This window comes from Bacillus haynesii (assembly GCF_014042035.1).
Lineage (GTDB): Bacteria > Bacillota > Bacilli > Bacillales > Bacillaceae > Bacillus > Bacillus haynesii.
Map to the genome: position 1 here is coordinate 685322 of NZ_CP059494.1, position 14521 is coordinate 699842.

Here is a 14521-nt window from a genome sequence, read left to right on the forward strand (position 1 = left end):
AGGAGTGAGAGATTGTTGAGTCTGCAAACCGATTTTGCCTCTTTTTCAGAGGATACTTCACACTTTAAAACGATACCAATTATTGAGAGTTTTTCCGTCGATACGTTGACGCCCGTTCAACTGGTCGAGAAGCTGCAGGAAGACATCGTGTATTTGCTGGAAAGCCAGGATGAAACCTCCGCATGGTCAAGATATTCTTTCATCGGCTTAGACCCCTTTTTGACGATCAAAGAAGAACGCGGCCGGTTTCACGCCTGCGATCAAAAGCAGAAGAAGCTTTATTCAGCTTCACAGTTAAAAGAAGTTCTCGAATGGATGTCAGAGACGTATTCAATCAAAGCGCCTGAGCTCGACATCCCGTTTACAGGGGGAGCGGTCGGCTATTTAAGCTACGATCTAATGCCGCTCATTGAACCGTCGATCAAAGGGCACAGCAAAGAAACGGAGATGGAAAAATGCCTCCTGTTTGTCTGCCGGACGATGATCGCCTATGATCACGAGCTGAAAAAGCTGCATTTCATCCACTATGCAAGGCTTGAAGGCAGTGAAACAAGGGAGGAAAAAAACCGCATTTTCAAAAAAGGGAAAGAAGAGCTCAAACAGCTTACACACAGGCTGTCAGACCGGAAAGCGCCGAAAGAGCTGTTTCTCCCGCAAGGACGGCACACAGCCCCCAGCTTTGAAGGGATTCAATCAACATATGAGAAATCCCGGTTTTTGGCCGATGTCGATCGCTTGAAAGAGTACATTAAAGCGGGAGACATTTTTCAAGGCGTCCTTTCGCAAAGGTTCGATATTCCGGTGAAGGTCAGTTCTTTTGAGTTATACAGAGTGCTGAGAATGGTCAACCCGTCCCCGTACATGTACTACATGAGGCTTCCTGACCGCGATCTCGTTGGAAGCTCGCCTGAACGTCTGATCCATGTTCAAAACGGCCATCTTGAAATCCATCCGATCGCCGGCACGAGGAAAAGGGGCGGTGATCAGGCTGAGGATAAGCGGCTCGAAAAAGAGCTTTTGGCTGATGAGAAAGAAAAAGCGGAACATTACATGCTCGTCGATTTGGCGAGAAATGATATCGGCAGAGTAGCTGAATACGGGTCTGTCCAAGTGCCCGAGTTTACGAAAATCGTTTCCTTTTCGCACGTCATGCACATCATTTCGATCGTAACCGGCTCTTTAAAAGCGGGCGTCCACCCGGTTGACGCTTTAATGAGCGCATTTCCGGCCGGAACTTTGACCGGCGCTCCGAAAATCCGCGCGATTCAGCTTTTAAATGAGCTTGAGCCCGAACCGAGGGAAACATACGGAGGGTGCATTGCTTATATCGGATTTGACGGAAATATCGATTCGTGCATCACGATCCGGACGATGAGCGTGAAAAACGGAGTGGCGTCCATCCAGGCTGGAGCAGGCATCGTAGCCGACTCCGTGCCTGAAAAAGAATGGGAAGAGACCTGCAATAAAGCAGGGGCTCTGTTAAAAACGATTCAAATCGCGGAAGAAATGTTTCTTGAAAAGGGGGAGGACGGCAATGAACGAACTGCTGAAATCATGCGTTAACGGAGGGACAATGAATGAAACCGAGGCACACAGCATCATGCGTGACATGATGACCGGCTCGCTGAGCGCCGCGGAAATCGGAGGCCTCCTGTCCGTTCTCGCTTACAGGGGAGAAACGGCTGAAGAGATTACGGGATTTGTCAGAGCCATGCGGGAGCAGGCACATACAATAGATGGACCGGAACATGTTGTCGATACGTGCGGAACCGGAGGAGACGGAAGCTCCACCTTCAACATTTCTACAGCGGCCGCGATCATCGCTTCATCAGCCGGGGCAAAAATCGCAAAACACGGTAATCGTTCCGTTTCATCGAAAAGCGGGAGCGCTGATGTTCTCGAATATCTCGGCGTTTCAATTCAGACGTCGCCTGAAGAAACGATTCAGAGCATTAGACGCCGTAATATGGGATTCCTGTATGCGCCAAGCTATCACTCTTCCATGAAGCACGTGGCAGGCGCAAGGAAGGATCTGGCTTTTAGAACCGTCTTCAATCTGCTCGGCCCGCTCAGCAACCCGATGAAAGCTAAACGCCAGGTGATCGGCGTCTACTCGATCGAAAAAGCAAAGCTCATGGCCCGCGCTCTTGAAGCGTTTGAAACGGAACACGTATTGTTTGTTTCGAGCCGGGACGGTCTTGATGAACTGTCGATCACATCGCCGACAGATGTGATTGAACTGAAAGGCGGCAAAACATACGAATACACCGTTGAGCCAGGTGATGTTGGTCTGCCGCTCGGCAGGCTGAGCGACATTCAGGTGGCGACGCCTGAAGAAAGCGGCCGTCTCATCGTCGATATTTTGAAAAACCGCGCTCCGGACTCGGCTGTTCATATCGCAGCGTTTAACGCCGGAGCCGCTTTATACGCCGCAGAGCAGGCAGCGGATTTAAAAGAGGGCGTTGCGCTCGCTTTAGAAGCTGTTGCAAGCGGAGAGGCGCTCAATCAGCTGGAGCGATTAAAACAGAAAGAGGAAGAGTTATATGCTTAATCGAATTATTGATAGAAAACGAGAAGACATTCTAAAGATCGAACTGCCGGAAGATTTAAAGCTGCCAAAGCGGTCATTTAAAAAGGCGCTCCTTTCTCCAAACCGGTTTGTCGCTTTAATTGCGGAGGTGAAAAAAGCTTCTCCGTCAAAAGGCGTGATTCAGGAAGATTTTGAGCCCGTTAAGATCGCTAAACAGTACGAACAGGCTAAAGCCGATTGTTTGTCTGTTCTGACAGATACACCTTTTTTTCAAGGGAGGAACAGTTATTTGTCAGATGTGAAACGCTCGGTTTCCCTGCCTGTACTGCGCAAGGATTTTATCATTGATTCCATTCAGGTTGAAGAAGCGGACCGCATCGGAGCGGATGCGATCCTGCTGATCGGAGAGGCGCTTGAACCGCAAAAGCTGTTTGAGCTCTACCGGCAAGCCGCTGAAAAAGGCATGGATGTGCTCGTCGAAGTTCATGGCGAAGAGACGCTTGAGGGCATTTTAAATGTCTTTACACCCGAAATCATCGGGGTAAACAATCGAAATCTAAAAAACTTTGAAACGTCCGTCGGGCAAACAGAGCGTATGGCAAAACTCGTTCCGTCAGGGACCGTTCTCATCAGCGAAAGCGGCATCGGAAAATCGGAAGATCTCGCATTTGTAAAAACGTGTGGAGCCCAGGCCGTGCTTGTCGGCGAATCGCTGATGAGAGAGCCGTCACAGCTGAAGGCTGTCCATGCGTTATTCGGTGAGAACGGATGATCGAGAAAACGAGCTTAAAATATTGCGGGATTCATTCATTGGAAGATTTAAAGGTGACAGCCCGCTCGAAAGCCGATTATCTCGGATTTATTTTCGCCGAAAGCAAACGGTCGGTAGACCCGGCGGATGTGAAACGCTGGTGTGGCGAAACGGATACAACAGGTAAAAAGCTTGTCGGCGTTTTTGTTAATGAAAACATGAGTCGGATGGCTGAAATCGCAAAAGAAGCCGGTTTGGACGTGATCCAGCTTCATGGAGATGAAACGGCGGCAGACATCAAGCGGCTGAAAAGCATGACAGACTGCGAGATTTGGAAGGCGCTCCATCACGGGAATGATACCGTTCAGAGCATGGCATCTTTCGCACCTTACATCGACGGGTATGTTATCGACTCGTCTGTTAAAGGGATGAGAGGAGGAACGGGCGTTTCGTTTTCGTGGGACAGCGTCCCAAAGTATAAAGATGTAGCACAAAGAGAAGGAAAACGTCTGTTTATCGCCGGGGGCGTGAACCCGGATACAATCGCAGATCTTTTAAAGCGGTGTCCGCCGGGAATCGACCTGGCAAGCGGAATTGAAGAAAGAGGCAGGAAAAGCGAAAAGCTGATCAGCCTTTTAGAAGAAAGGATGTTCGAACATGTATTCATATCCGAATGAACAAGGCAGGTTTGGTGATTTTGGTGGGAAATTCGTCCCGGAAACACTCATGCAGCCTTTGGAAGAAATCGAAAAAGCGTTTCTTGAACTGAAAGACGACCCTACATTTCAAAAGGATTATCAAAAGCTTTTAAATGACTATTCAGGCAGGCCGACGGCTTTGACGTTCGCAGACCAGCTCACAAAGCAGCTGGGCGGAGCGAAGATTTACTTAAAAAGAGAAGATTTAAACCATACAGGCGCCCACAAAATCAACAATGCCCTCGGCCAGGCGCTCCTGGCCAAGAAAATGGGGAAAACAAAGCTCATCGCTGAAACCGGCGCAGGCCAGCACGGCGTGGCGGCGGCGACTGTCGCTGCAAAGTTCGGCTTGTCATGCATTGTCTTTATGGGTGAAGAAGATGTTGCCAGACAATCGCTGAACGTGTTCCGGATGAAGCTCTTGGGAGCGGAGGTCGTTCCGGTGTCAAGCGGAAACGGGACATTAAAAGATGCTACAAACGAAGCGATCCGCTACTGGGTTCAGCATTGCCAGGACCACTTTTACATGATCGGTTCCGTCGTCGGGCCGCATCCGTATCCTTATATCGTCCGCGAATTTCAACGGATGATCGGCGAAGAGGCGAAAGCGCAGTTTTATCAATTGGAGCAAAGCCTCCCCGATAAAGTTGTCGCCTGTGTCGGAGGCGGCAGCAATGCGATCGGGATGTTCAGCGCGTTCATTGAAGAAACTGTTGAACTGATCGGAGTCGAAGCTGCGGGAAAAGGTGTCGACACCCCTCTTCATGCGGCAACGATCACAAAGGGGACAAAAGGCGTCATCCACGGTTCTTTGACCTACTTGATTCAAGACGAGTACGGACAGATCATCGAGCCTTATTCCATCTCAGCCGGACTTGATTATCCGGGGGTCGGCCCCGAGCACGCCCATCTTCATCAAACAGGGCGCGTCACGTACGAATCTGTCACAGATGATGAAGCGGTCTCGGCATTAAGGCTGCTGACGGAGACTGAGGGCATTTTGCCGGCTATTGAATCCGCCCATGCATTGGCAAAAGCATTTGACATCGCTAAAGAACTGCCGAGGGAGAAAAGTGTTCTCGTCTGCCTTTCAGGCAGGGGAGACAAAGACGTCCATACCTTGATGAAGGTGTTGGAAGAAGAGGTGAATCAAGATGTTCAATCTGAAAAAACAGCCGTCCGATAAGTTATTTGTTCCGTTTATTACAGCTGGAGACCCGCTGCCTGAAATCTCGATCGAGCTGGCGAAATCCCTTCAAGAGGCGGGGGCGTCCGCCCTTGAACTCGGGGTTCCGTATTCTGATCCGCTCGCTGACGGCCCTGTGATTCAACGCGCATCAAAAAGGGCGCTTGACAACGACATGAACATCGTAAAAGCGATCAGGCTTGGCGGTGAAATGAAAAAAAACGGCGTCCATATTCCGATTATTCTCTTTACGTATTATAATCCTGTGTTACAATTAGATACAGATCACTTTTTCGCTTTACTGCGACAAAATCGGCTAGACGGACTCCTTGTACCGGACCTTCCTTTTGAGGAAAGCGTATATTTGCAGCAACAGTGTAAAAAACACGGGATTACCTATATTTCGCTGGTCGCGCCGACAAGCGAATCGCGCATTCAAAAAATAACGCAGCAGGCGGAAGGTTTTGTGTATTGCGTTTCTTCGCTCGGTGTGACAGGTGTGCGCAATGAATTCGAAGATTCTGTTTCTTCATTTATCAGGTCAGTTAAAGGAATGAGCTCCGTCCCGGTTGCCGTCGGGTTTGGGATTTCCAGCTCCAAACAAGTGGAGATGATGAATGAACTGGCGGACGGTGTTGTCGTGGGAAGCGCCCTTGTCAGAAAGATCGAGGAGCTGAAAGACGAACTCATCGCCCCTGAGACAAGGGAACAAGCCTTAAAGGCGTTTGAGGCATACGCTAAGACATTTAGCGGATCGTACATGGTAAAATGAGGTGACAGAATGTTGCAAATTAAAGAACAGTTAAAACAATTAACGCCTTACCAGCCGGGCAAACCGATTGAAGAGGTCAAAAAAGAATTCAACCTCGACCGGGTCATTAAGCTCGCTTCAAATGAAAATCCTTACGGCTGTTCGGAAGCGGCAAAAGAAGCCCTCCAGACCGAAGTGCAGCAAATGGCTCTCTATCCTGACGGCTATAGTGCGGCATTGAGAACTAAGCTTGCCTCCCATCTCGGCGTAAACGAAACGAACATCATCCTGGGAAACGGAACAGACGAAGTCATTCAAATTATTTCCCGCTCTTTGTTGGATCCTGTCTCAAACACTGTAATGGCGAATCCGACATTTTCACAATACAAACACAATGCTGTCATCGAAGGAGCGGAAGTCAGGGAAGTCGGCCTGCTTGAAAACGGCTGCCACGACCTTGATGCAATGCTGGAGGCGATCGATGAACAGACGAAGGTGGTCTGGGTTTGCAGCCCGAACAATCCGACCGGAACGTATGAATCCGGCCGCAACCTGATCCGTTTTCTTGAAAAAGTGCCGGAACATGTCCTTGCTGTCGTCGATGAAGCTTATTACGAATACGTAACGGCTGAAGACTACCCTGAGACCATTCCGCTTCTGGAACGCTTTCCGAACCTGATGATTCTCAGGACGTTTTCAAAAGCTTACGGTTTGGCGTCCTTAAGAGTCGGCTACGGGATTGCCTCTGAACAGCTGATTCGGGCGATTGAGCCGGCGAGACAGCCGTTTAATACAAACCGGCTCGGCCAGGCTGCCGCGCTTGCCGCCCTCGGCGATCAGGCATTTATCGACGATTGCGTGAGAAAAAACAATGAAGGGCTCAAACAGTACTACGATTTCTGTGATGAGCACGGGCTAACTTACTATCCTTCACAAACGAACTTTGTGCTGATCGATTTTAAACGGGATGCAGACGAACTTTTCCTCAAGCTGCTGAAAAAAGGCTATATCGTCAGATCGGGGAATGCGCTCGGCTTTCCGACATTCCTTAGAATATCGGTCGGTACGAAGGAACAGAACGAAGGCTTTTTGAAAACGTTAGCCGGCATGTTGTAAGAGGTGATGATTCAGTCACCTCTTTAGTCTATTGATGAACTAGGTGATAAAAAATGACTCAACCAAATGAAACGATTTTATTGGCCGGTTTGGGCTTAATCGGCGGTTCGATCGCCCTTGCCATCAAAAAGGAACACCCCGGCAAACGGATCATCGGGTTTGACGTGTCAGAAGAGCAGGCAAGAGCTGCACAAAAGCTTGGCGTTATTGATACTCCGGCTGCTTCTTTTTTAGAAGGGGTGAAGGAAGCGTCGACCGTTTTTTTAGCGGCGCCGGTCGAACAGACGCTTCACATGCTCGATGAACTTGCCGCTTCAGGCATCAAGAAAAAGCTGCTCATTACAGATGTCGGCAGCACAAAACAAAAGGTCGTCAGCCATGCCGAAAAAGTTTTGCCGAATGAATACAGGTTTATCGGGGGCCATCCGATGGCCGGCTCTCATAAATCGGGCGTCGCAGCCGCCAAAGACTTCCTTTTCGAGAACGCGTTTTATATTTTGACGCCTTCCGGCTCCGCCGGCAAAGAAGCGGTTGCTTCTTTAAAAGATCTGCTCAAAGGAACAAACGCAAAGTTTGTGGAAATGTCTCCGGCTGAACACGACGCCGTTACAAGCGTGATCAGCCATTTTCCGCATGTCGTGGCGGCGAGTCTCGTCCATCAGACCGTCAAATTCGAAGATCAGTACCCGCTCGTCAAGCGTTTTGCCGCAGGAGGCTTCCGCGATATCACGAGGATTGCCTCAAGCAGCCCGGCGATGTGGCGCGATATTCTTTTGCACAATAAAGATAAAATATTGGAGCGGTTTGACGAATGGAAACAAGAGCTGGACAGAATTCAGTCTTTTGTCGAAAATGAAGATGCAGACGGACTGTTTGAATTTTTTCGGCAAGCCAAGGAATACCGTGACGGTCTGCCTTTACGGCAAAAAGGCGCGATCCCTTCCTTTTACGATCTTTATGTCGATGTTCCGGACCATCCCGGGGTCATCTCGGAAATTACGGCGATCCTCGCCGACGAGCAAATCAGCATTACGAACATCCGGATTATTGAAACAAGGGAAGACATAAACGGTGTTCTCAGAATCAGCTTTCAATCCGATGAAGATCGAAAACGTGCCGAAAAATGCATTCAAATCCGCGCAAAATATGAAACATTTTATGCTGATTGAGGTGGAATACATGAAAAGAGGAAAAATCAGTTCACTAAAAGGAGAGCTTCATATTCCGGGAGATAAATCCATCTCTCATCGTTCTGTTATGTTCGGAGCCATAGCAGAAGGGAAAACGGTCATCAAAAACTTTTTGCCAGGAGCCGACTGCTTGAGCACGATCGCCTGCTTTCGGAAAATGGGCGTGGAAATCGAACAGAATGGCAGTGATGTCACCGTCCTCGGCAAAGGGCTCGATCAGCTGACTGAGCCTGCTGAACTCCTCGATGTAGGGAATTCCGGAACGACGATCAGGCTGATGCTCGGCATTTTGGCGGGACTCCCGTTTCACAGTACGGTCGCCGGCGATGAGAGCATCGCCAAAAGGCCGATGAAGCGTGTCACAGAACCGCTTCGAAAAATGGGAGCGAAAATCGACGGCCGCGCCGGAGGGGAATACACACCGCTTTCTGTCCGTGGCGGACATCTGACCGCGATCGATTTTCAGTCGCCTGTTGCAAGTGCGCAAATCAAATCGGCCGTTCTGCTTGCGGGTCTGCAGGCCGAAGGCACCACAACGGTGACGGAGCCTCATAAATCAAGAGACCATACGGAACGGATGCTGTCGATGTTCGGCGTCAGCCTTCAGGAAGATGAAACAAGCGTATCGATTGAGGGCGGGCAGCAGCTGAAAGCAGCCGAAGTCTTTGTGCCGGGTGATATTTCATCTGCTGCGTTTTTCCTGGCAGCGGCATCGCTTGTTCCTGACAGTGAAGTCGTGCTTCGCAATGTCGGACTCAACCCGACCAGGACGGGAATCATCGATGTCTTGAAAGAAATGGGCGCCGATCTTGAAATCGAAGAAAAAGACACCGGAAACGCTGAGCCGTACGGCGATCTGAGAATCAAAACGTCCTCTTTGAAAGCCGCTGAAATTTCAGGCGATTTGATTCCGCGCCTCATCGACGAAATACCGATCATCGCCCTTCTAGCTACACAGGCTGAAGGAACGACGGTCATCAAAGACGCGGCTGAGCTCAAAGTAAAAGAAACGAACCGAATCGATACCGTCGCCTCAGAGCTGAAAAAAATCGGTGCGAACATCGAGCCGACGGAAGACGGGATGAAGATTCACGGCAGGACGCCTCTTACAGGCGGTGCGAAGGTCTCAAGCCATGGGGACCACCGGATCGGAATGATGCTGGGGATCGCCGCCTGCATCTGCGAGCAGCCGATCGACATTTTACAGCCAGAAGCTGTGAGCGTCTCATATCCTTCATTTTTTGAACATATTGAAAAGCTTGCTGAAAAAGCCTGAAGCATTGTGCTCCAGGCTTTTTCAGCCCGGAAAATCATGAAAGCCGGGCGTTTGATCATAAAACGAATGTCTTCGGCATAGCTTGTCTTAACAGAATCAATCTGCTTCCATACAGCTGTGCGGGCAACATATTTGCCGGAAACCGCCGCGTGAATTATGATAGTAAGTAACTCACCGCGTTATCCCGGCTGATACGGCCGGCGATGAATTGACGAAAGAAAGGGACGTTTAGATTTGAATACTTCGATTCAAGAAGCCATAAAATTAGTTGAAGCAGGCCACCCGGAAAGCGGATTGAAAAAGCTTGCTGATATCGAGTCTGACCTTCATGATGAAGACAAAGCCATAGTAGCCCAGCTGTATTACGAATGGGGAATTGTCGATAAGGCTATCGCCATCGTGAATGACCTTCATGAACTGTATCCGGATGAAACGGAACTGACATGCTTTTATGCTGAACTCCTCATCGAAACCGACCAGGATGAAAAAGCGCTCAGCGTGCTCGAAACGATTCCGGAAACAGACGAAGCATACCCGCAGTGCCTGCTTTTAATGGCTGACCTCTATCAGATGCAGGGTCTGTTTGAAGTCAGCGAGCAAAAGCTGTTGAAGGCGCGAGCCATTTTGCCTGATGAGCCGGTCATCGATTTTGCTTTGGGAGAGCTGTATTTCACTCAGGGAGCTTACGGAAAAGCGGTCCGTCAATTCAAAAAAGCGGCCGAAGAAGAAGCCGTCATCGGTGGCGTGAATGTGTACCAAAGGCTGGCGGAATCATTGAGTTCATCCGGAGCGTTTGAAGAAGCGCTTGAATGGTATGAAAAAGCCGTCAAGGAGAACCCGGAGCCCAACACACTGTTCGGGTTTGGTTTTACGGCACTGAAAGCGGGGTATCCTAAAACTGCGATTAAACAGCTGACAGAGCTGAAGGAAATGGACCCTGCTTATTCTTCGCTTTACAAGCCTCTGGCAAACAGCTATGAAGCAGAAGGGCTTTATGAGGAGGCATTCGAAACGGCAAAAGAAGGAATCCGCGTCGATGAGTTCAACAAAGAGCTTTATCTTTCTGCTGCAAAATCAGCTTTAAAAACGAAAAGGCATTCGGAAGCGAAAGAACTGCTTCGTGAAGCGCTGGCGCTGGACCCCGGATATCTGGAAGCCGTCCATACCCTGCTTGCCCTGTTTCTTGAAGAAGATGATGATGAGAGCATCATTGAACTCGTTCAGGAAGTGCGCAAATACGGAGAGGATGATCCGAAGTTCAGCTGGCATGTGGCATCAGCATTCGCCCGGACCGAAGCGTACGACAAAGCCCGTGAGGAATATGAGAACGCATTTTTGCACTACCGGGATGACGCCGATTTCCTTTACGAATATTCCATGTTTCTGCTTGAAGAAGGACGGCAGAAAGAAGCGCTGCCTCTGCTGAAAAAACTGGCAGAGCTCGACCCGGCAAACGAGGAAGTCCAGGAGACGATTTTCAGAATCGAAGATGAAAATTCCTTTGAATAAGCAGGATATAATCGGTTTGTGTGGAATTTATAAAGTAATACACAAGATGCGATAGAGGAGGGAATAACATGCAGACCCCTGTTTCTGTCAATGAAAAAAAAGATTTTATCCGCTGGTTTCTCAACCATTATCAGCTGAAACGAAGAGAGTGTGTATGGATTCTGAATTATTTAATGAGCCATGACTCGCTGATGGAAAAAGTGCATTTTGTCGAGCAGGCCGAATTTTGTCCGAGGGGCATTATCATGTCTACCCACTGCGTTGAGGAAGTGCCTTTTCGTTTTTATAAAGAAAATGTCATGACGACCGATGCAGAAAAATCATTTCATGATATCAGGCTGAATAAGCAGCAGGATCTTTTTATCCAGCTGAACTTCCGCTCAGCCTATAATTCTCCGGAATATGCGGCTGTACTCGAAGCCAATCCGCATATTCCGAAAGACCTATATGAAAATGAAAAAGATAAAATTGTCGCTGAACAGATTTTGGAGCATTCCATTTCCACTTTTCAGAGACAAAAGCTGCTGCGGGAAATCGATGAAGCGCTTGACCGCCAGGATAAAGAAAGCTTCGAAAAACTAGCTAAACAACTGAGCCAGCTGCGATAATCCGCTGCCAATCAAGCCTTGCCGAGAGCAAGGCTTGTTCAGCTCCGGAGAAAGCGCTGTCATAACGAGGAGGCCGGGAGCCGTGAAATGGAATACGCACGATGCGGATGTTTACTTGAATGCGAAAGAATACATCGATACAGCTGTCATCCCTTTAATATCGGTTGATTTGGGAGATCAGTTTAAATCTGCCGTATCAAAAGGGGAATTTACGTCTATACTTGCAGAGGAACTCGAAAGGCAGCTGAAGGGCAGAATCTATCTGTTTCCGCCCTGTACATATTTGCAAGCGGATGAGAAATCGGCGCAGCATATCGCCGATTTAAAAGAAATGGCCGAAAAACATTTTCGCCACATCGTTTTTTTAACGACGGATGAACGCTGGAAGCAGGTGCTCGAAAGCGAGCAAAAGCTGCTGTGGGTTCCGGCGATTCCTCTCGAACATATGAAGGATTCGTTAAAGCAGAAGCTGCTTGAAGATCAAATCGAGCAAATATTGAACATTTTGTTACAATATTGGAACTCTTAATAAAAACACTTACATTTCCTTTGTATAATGATTTTGGGAATGTTGACCTTCCTAAAATATTGATATATTATGAGGGTGTCCTAGTTTCATGAATTTTTTTCTATTTCAGTTATATTGTAGCTGGGGACTTGAGGGGGGATATGAAGATGAGCGAAAAAAGACATCGGGTATCCAGACGTCAGTTTTTAAACTATACGCTGACCGGAGTCGGCGGCTTTATGGCGGCGGGGATGCTCATGCCTATGGTTCGCTTCGCGCTCGATCCGGTTTTAAGGCCGACTGAAGATCAGGACATGGTTCAGGTTGTCAGCGTTGATGAATTGACAAATGAACCGCAGCGCTTCGATTTTAAAATCAAACAAGTGGATGCCTGGTACGAATCGGAAGAATCGAGATCAGCGTGGGTTTTCAAAAGTGGGGACGAAATTGTAGCTTTATCACCGGTTTGTAAACATTTGGGGTGTACGGTCAACTGGAACAGCGATCCTAAAAATCCGAATAAGTTCTTTTGTCCGTGCCATTACGGACTTTATGAAAAGGATGGTACCAACGTGCCCGGAACTCCGCCGCTTGCTCCTTTGGATCACTATGAGCAAGAGGTTAAAGACGGCTACCTTTACTTAGGGAAAGCCAAGCCGAGGAAGGATGGGTGATCATGCTAAACAAAATTTATGACTGGGTGGATGAAAGACTTGACATTACGCCGCTCTGGCGGGACATCGCCGACCATGAAGTTCCTGAACACGTAAACCCGGCTCACCATTTTTCAGCTTTCGTGTACTGCTTCGGGGGGTTGACGTTTTTCGTAACGGTGATTCAGGTGCTGTCCGGCATGTTTTTGACGATGTATTACGTTCCGGATATTAAAAATGCCTGGGAATCTGTTTATTATTTGCAAAATGAAGTGGCGTTCGGACAGATTGTAAGGGGAATGCACCACTGGGGTGCGAGTTTGGTCATCGTGATGATGTTTCTTCATACGCTCAGGGTTTTCTTCCAGGGAGCTTATAAGAAACCTAGAGAGCTGAACTGGATTGTCGGCGTTTTGATTTTCTTTGTCATGCTCGGTTTAGGTTTTACAGGCTACCTTTTGCCTTGGGATATGAAAGCTCTGTTTGCGACAAAAGTAGGTTTGCAGATTGCTGAGGCGACGCCGCTGATCGGCTCGGAAATTAAAACATTGCTTGCCGGTCATCCGGATATTGTCGGCGCTCAGACGTTGACGCGCTTTTTTGCCATACACGTCTTTTTCCTGCCAGCCGCTCTGTTTGGACTGATGGCAGCACACTTTATCATGATTCGCAAGCAAGGAATTTCTGGGCCGCTGTAAACGAGCGACTCAATTGAGAAGGAGGGGATGGCATGAAAAGGGGAAAAGGGATGAAGTTTGTCGGTGATTCACGGATCCCGGCGGAAAGAAAACCGAATATTCCAAAAGATTATTCCGAATTTCCAGGGAAAACGGAAGCGTTCTGGCCGAATTTCCTGCTGAAAGAATGGATGGTCGGAGCGGTTTTCCTTGTCGGTTTTCTCGTGCTGACCATCGTCCATGAGCCTCCGCTCGAGCGGATGGCAGATCCGACTGATACCGGCTACATACCTTTGCCAGACTGGTATTTTCTATTTCTTTACCAATTGTTGAAATACGAATATGCTGCCGGACCGTATACGGTGGTCGGCGCGATTATTATCCCGACAATTGCATTCGGAGCGCTTTTATTGGCGCCGTTTCTTGACAGAGGCCCTGAGAGAAGGCCGTTTAAACGTCCGGTTGCCGTAGGGTTGATGCTTTTGGCAATTGCAGCGACTGTTTTCTTAACATGGCAGTCCGTTGCAACTCACGACTGGGCCGCTGCTGAAGAGCAGGGTAAAATCAAGGAAGAGGCCGATATTGATACGAGTGCAGCAGGGTATAAGATTTATCAGGAACAGGGCTGTATCTCGTGCCATGGAGACAACATGCAGGGAGGAGCGGCAGGCCCGTCTCTCGTTGACAACGGCTTGTCTCCGGAAGAGATTGCGAAAATCGCTAAAGAAGGAAAAGGCGAAATGCCTGCTGGCGTTTTTAAAGGATCTGACAAAGAGCTTAAAGAACTGTCTAAATTCATCTCTGAAACAACGGCGAAATAAAACGGTTGTCAAGTTGATGAAGGCAGGCTATACTCTTGATAGAGCTGAAGCTGACGCCAAGTCAGCCTCTCGGGCTGTCGACGATGTCGATGGCCTTTTCAATTTTGACCGCTGCTGATCGTGAACCGGCACGGAAGCTGGAAAGGCGCCGCTTCTTGGCATGCGTTTTGCGGTTAATCTATGAAGCTGACCCGGCGGCGGCTTTTTTTATTTAAAGAGACTGTGAGTTGATTGCTTTGAAACTGAT

The 14521-nt window shown here is 48.7% G+C and carries 16 protein-coding genes; all 16 read left to right on the forward strand.

All coding sequences use genetic code 11. From position 1 onward, the window contains the following. Positions 1–15: 15 nt before the first annotated feature. The 16 genes from trpE (at position 16) to H2R00_RS03505 (ending at position 14489) form a co-directional block, all read left to right on the forward strand. Positions 16–1563 (forward strand): anthranilate synthase component I, encoded by a 1548-nt coding sequence (gene trpE / locus H2R00_RS03430; RefSeq protein ID WP_154998179.1) that lies wholly within the window; start codon positions 16–18, stop codon positions 1561–1563. Next, positions 1535–2551, forward strand: coding sequence for an anthranilate phosphoribosyltransferase (gene trpD, locus H2R00_RS03435; protein ID WP_154998181.1), 1017 nt, complete (start codon positions 1535–1537; stop codon positions 2549–2551). The genes trpE and trpD overlap by 29 nt, the downstream gene beginning before the upstream one ends. Beyond that, positions 2544–3302 (forward strand): indole-3-glycerol phosphate synthase TrpC, encoded by a 759-nt coding sequence (trpC, locus tag H2R00_RS03440; RefSeq protein ID WP_154998183.1) that lies wholly within the window; start codon positions 2544–2546, stop codon positions 3300–3302. The genes trpD and trpC overlap by 8 nt, the downstream gene beginning before the upstream one ends. After that, positions 3302–3958 (forward strand): phosphoribosylanthranilate isomerase, encoded by a 657-nt coding sequence (locus H2R00_RS03445; RefSeq protein ID WP_154998187.1) that lies wholly within the window; start codon positions 3302–3304, stop codon positions 3956–3958. Before trpC ends, H2R00_RS03445 begins: the two co-directional genes overlap by 1 nt. After that, positions 3939–5165 carry a tryptophan synthase subunit beta gene (gene trpB, locus H2R00_RS03450; protein WP_154998185.1) on the forward strand — a complete coding sequence of 409 codons (1227 nt, stop codon included), beginning with the start codon at positions 3939–3941 and terminating at the stop codon, positions 5163–5165. Before H2R00_RS03445 ends, trpB begins: the two co-directional genes overlap by 20 nt. After that, positions 5134–5937, forward strand: a complete 804-nt coding sequence (trpA, locus tag H2R00_RS03455) for a tryptophan synthase subunit alpha (protein WP_026579384.1) — start codon at positions 5134–5136, stop codon at positions 5935–5937. The genes trpB and trpA overlap by 32 nt, the downstream gene beginning before the upstream one ends. Before the next feature lie 12 nt (positions 5938–5949). Beyond that, a complete protein-coding gene (hisC, locus tag H2R00_RS03460) occupies positions 5950–7032 on the forward strand; it encodes a histidinol-phosphate transaminase (RefSeq protein ID WP_154998189.1) in 1083 nt (360 codons plus the stop codon). Positions 7033–7085: 53 nt separating this feature from the next. Continuing rightward, complete coding sequence (locus H2R00_RS03465; RefSeq protein WP_176274746.1) at positions 7086–8201, forward strand: prephenate dehydrogenase; 1116 nt, start codon at positions 7086–7088, stop codon at positions 8199–8201. Positions 8202–8211: 10 nt separating this feature from the next. Continuing rightward, positions 8212–9498, forward strand: coding sequence for a 3-phosphoshikimate 1-carboxyvinyltransferase (gene aroA / locus H2R00_RS03470; RefSeq protein ID WP_182070466.1), 1287 nt, complete (start codon positions 8212–8214; stop codon positions 9496–9498). A 234-nt stretch (positions 9499–9732) separates the two neighbouring features. Then, positions 9733–11007 (forward strand): tetratricopeptide repeat protein, encoded by a 1275-nt coding sequence (locus H2R00_RS03475; RefSeq protein WP_182070467.1) that lies wholly within the window; start codon positions 9733–9735, stop codon positions 11005–11007. Positions 11008–11075: 68 nt separating this feature from the next. Beyond that, positions 11076–11615 (forward strand): ReoY family proteolytic degradation factor, encoded by a 540-nt coding sequence (locus H2R00_RS03480; RefSeq protein WP_020451944.1) that lies wholly within the window; start codon positions 11076–11078, stop codon positions 11613–11615. Positions 11616–11697: 82 nt separating this feature from the next. Next, positions 11698–12144, forward strand: coding sequence for a YpiF family protein (locus H2R00_RS03485; protein ID WP_182070468.1), 447 nt, complete (start codon positions 11698–11700; stop codon positions 12142–12144). A 146-nt stretch (positions 12145–12290) separates the two neighbouring features. Then, positions 12291–12797, forward strand: coding sequence for a QcrA and Rieske domain-containing protein (locus H2R00_RS03490; protein WP_154997876.1), 507 nt, complete (start codon positions 12291–12293; stop codon positions 12795–12797). A 2-nt stretch (positions 12798–12799) separates the two neighbouring features. After that, on the forward strand, positions 12800–13474 hold the full coding sequence (gene qcrB, locus H2R00_RS03495; RefSeq protein ID WP_003182952.1) for a menaquinol-cytochrome c reductase cytochrome b subunit: 675 nt from the start codon (positions 12800–12802) through the stop codon (positions 13472–13474). Between the two features lie 32 nt (positions 13475–13506). Further along, positions 13507–14274, forward strand: a complete 768-nt coding sequence (locus tag H2R00_RS03500; RefSeq protein ID WP_154997878.1) for a menaquinol-cytochrome c reductase cytochrome b/c subunit — start codon at positions 13507–13509, stop codon at positions 14272–14274. Between the two features lie 35 nt (positions 14275–14309). Then, on the forward strand, positions 14310–14489 hold the full coding sequence (locus tag H2R00_RS03505; protein ID WP_182071126.1) for a hypothetical protein: 180 nt from the start codon (positions 14310–14312) through the stop codon (positions 14487–14489). The last annotated feature ends 32 nt before the right edge of the window (positions 14490–14521 follow it).

Coding starts and splice junctions, on each gene's coding strand:
- trpD (WP_154998181.1), top strand. CDS start 1,535: ATGAACGAACTGCTGAAATCATGCGTTAACGGAGGGACAATGAATGAA.
- trpC (WP_154998183.1), top strand. CDS start 2,544: ATGCTTAATCGAATTATTGATAGAAAACGAGAAGACATTCTAAAGATC.
- trpB (WP_154998185.1), top strand. CDS start 3,939: ATGTATTCATATCCGAATGAACAAGGCAGGTTTGGTGATTTTGGTGGG.
- trpA (WP_026579384.1), top strand. CDS start 5,134: ATGTTCAATCTGAAAAAACAGCCGTCCGATAAGTTATTTGTTCCGTTT.
- H2R00_RS03465 (WP_176274746.1), top strand. CDS start 7,086: ATGACTCAACCAAATGAAACGATTTTATTGGCCGGTTTGGGCTTAATC.
- aroA (WP_182070466.1), top strand. CDS start 8,212: ATGAAAAGAGGAAAAATCAGTTCACTAAAAGGAGAGCTTCATATTCCG.
- H2R00_RS03480 (WP_020451944.1), top strand. CDS start 11,076: ATGCAGACCCCTGTTTCTGTCAATGAAAAAAAAGATTTTATCCGCTGG.
- H2R00_RS03490 (WP_154997876.1), top strand. CDS start 12,291: ATGAGCGAAAAAAGACATCGGGTATCCAGACGTCAGTTTTTAAACTAT.
- qcrB (WP_003182952.1), top strand. CDS start 12,800: ATGCTAAACAAAATTTATGACTGGGTGGATGAAAGACTTGACATTACG.
- H2R00_RS03500 (WP_154997878.1), top strand. CDS start 13,507: ATGAAAAGGGGAAAAGGGATGAAGTTTGTCGGTGATTCACGGATCCCG.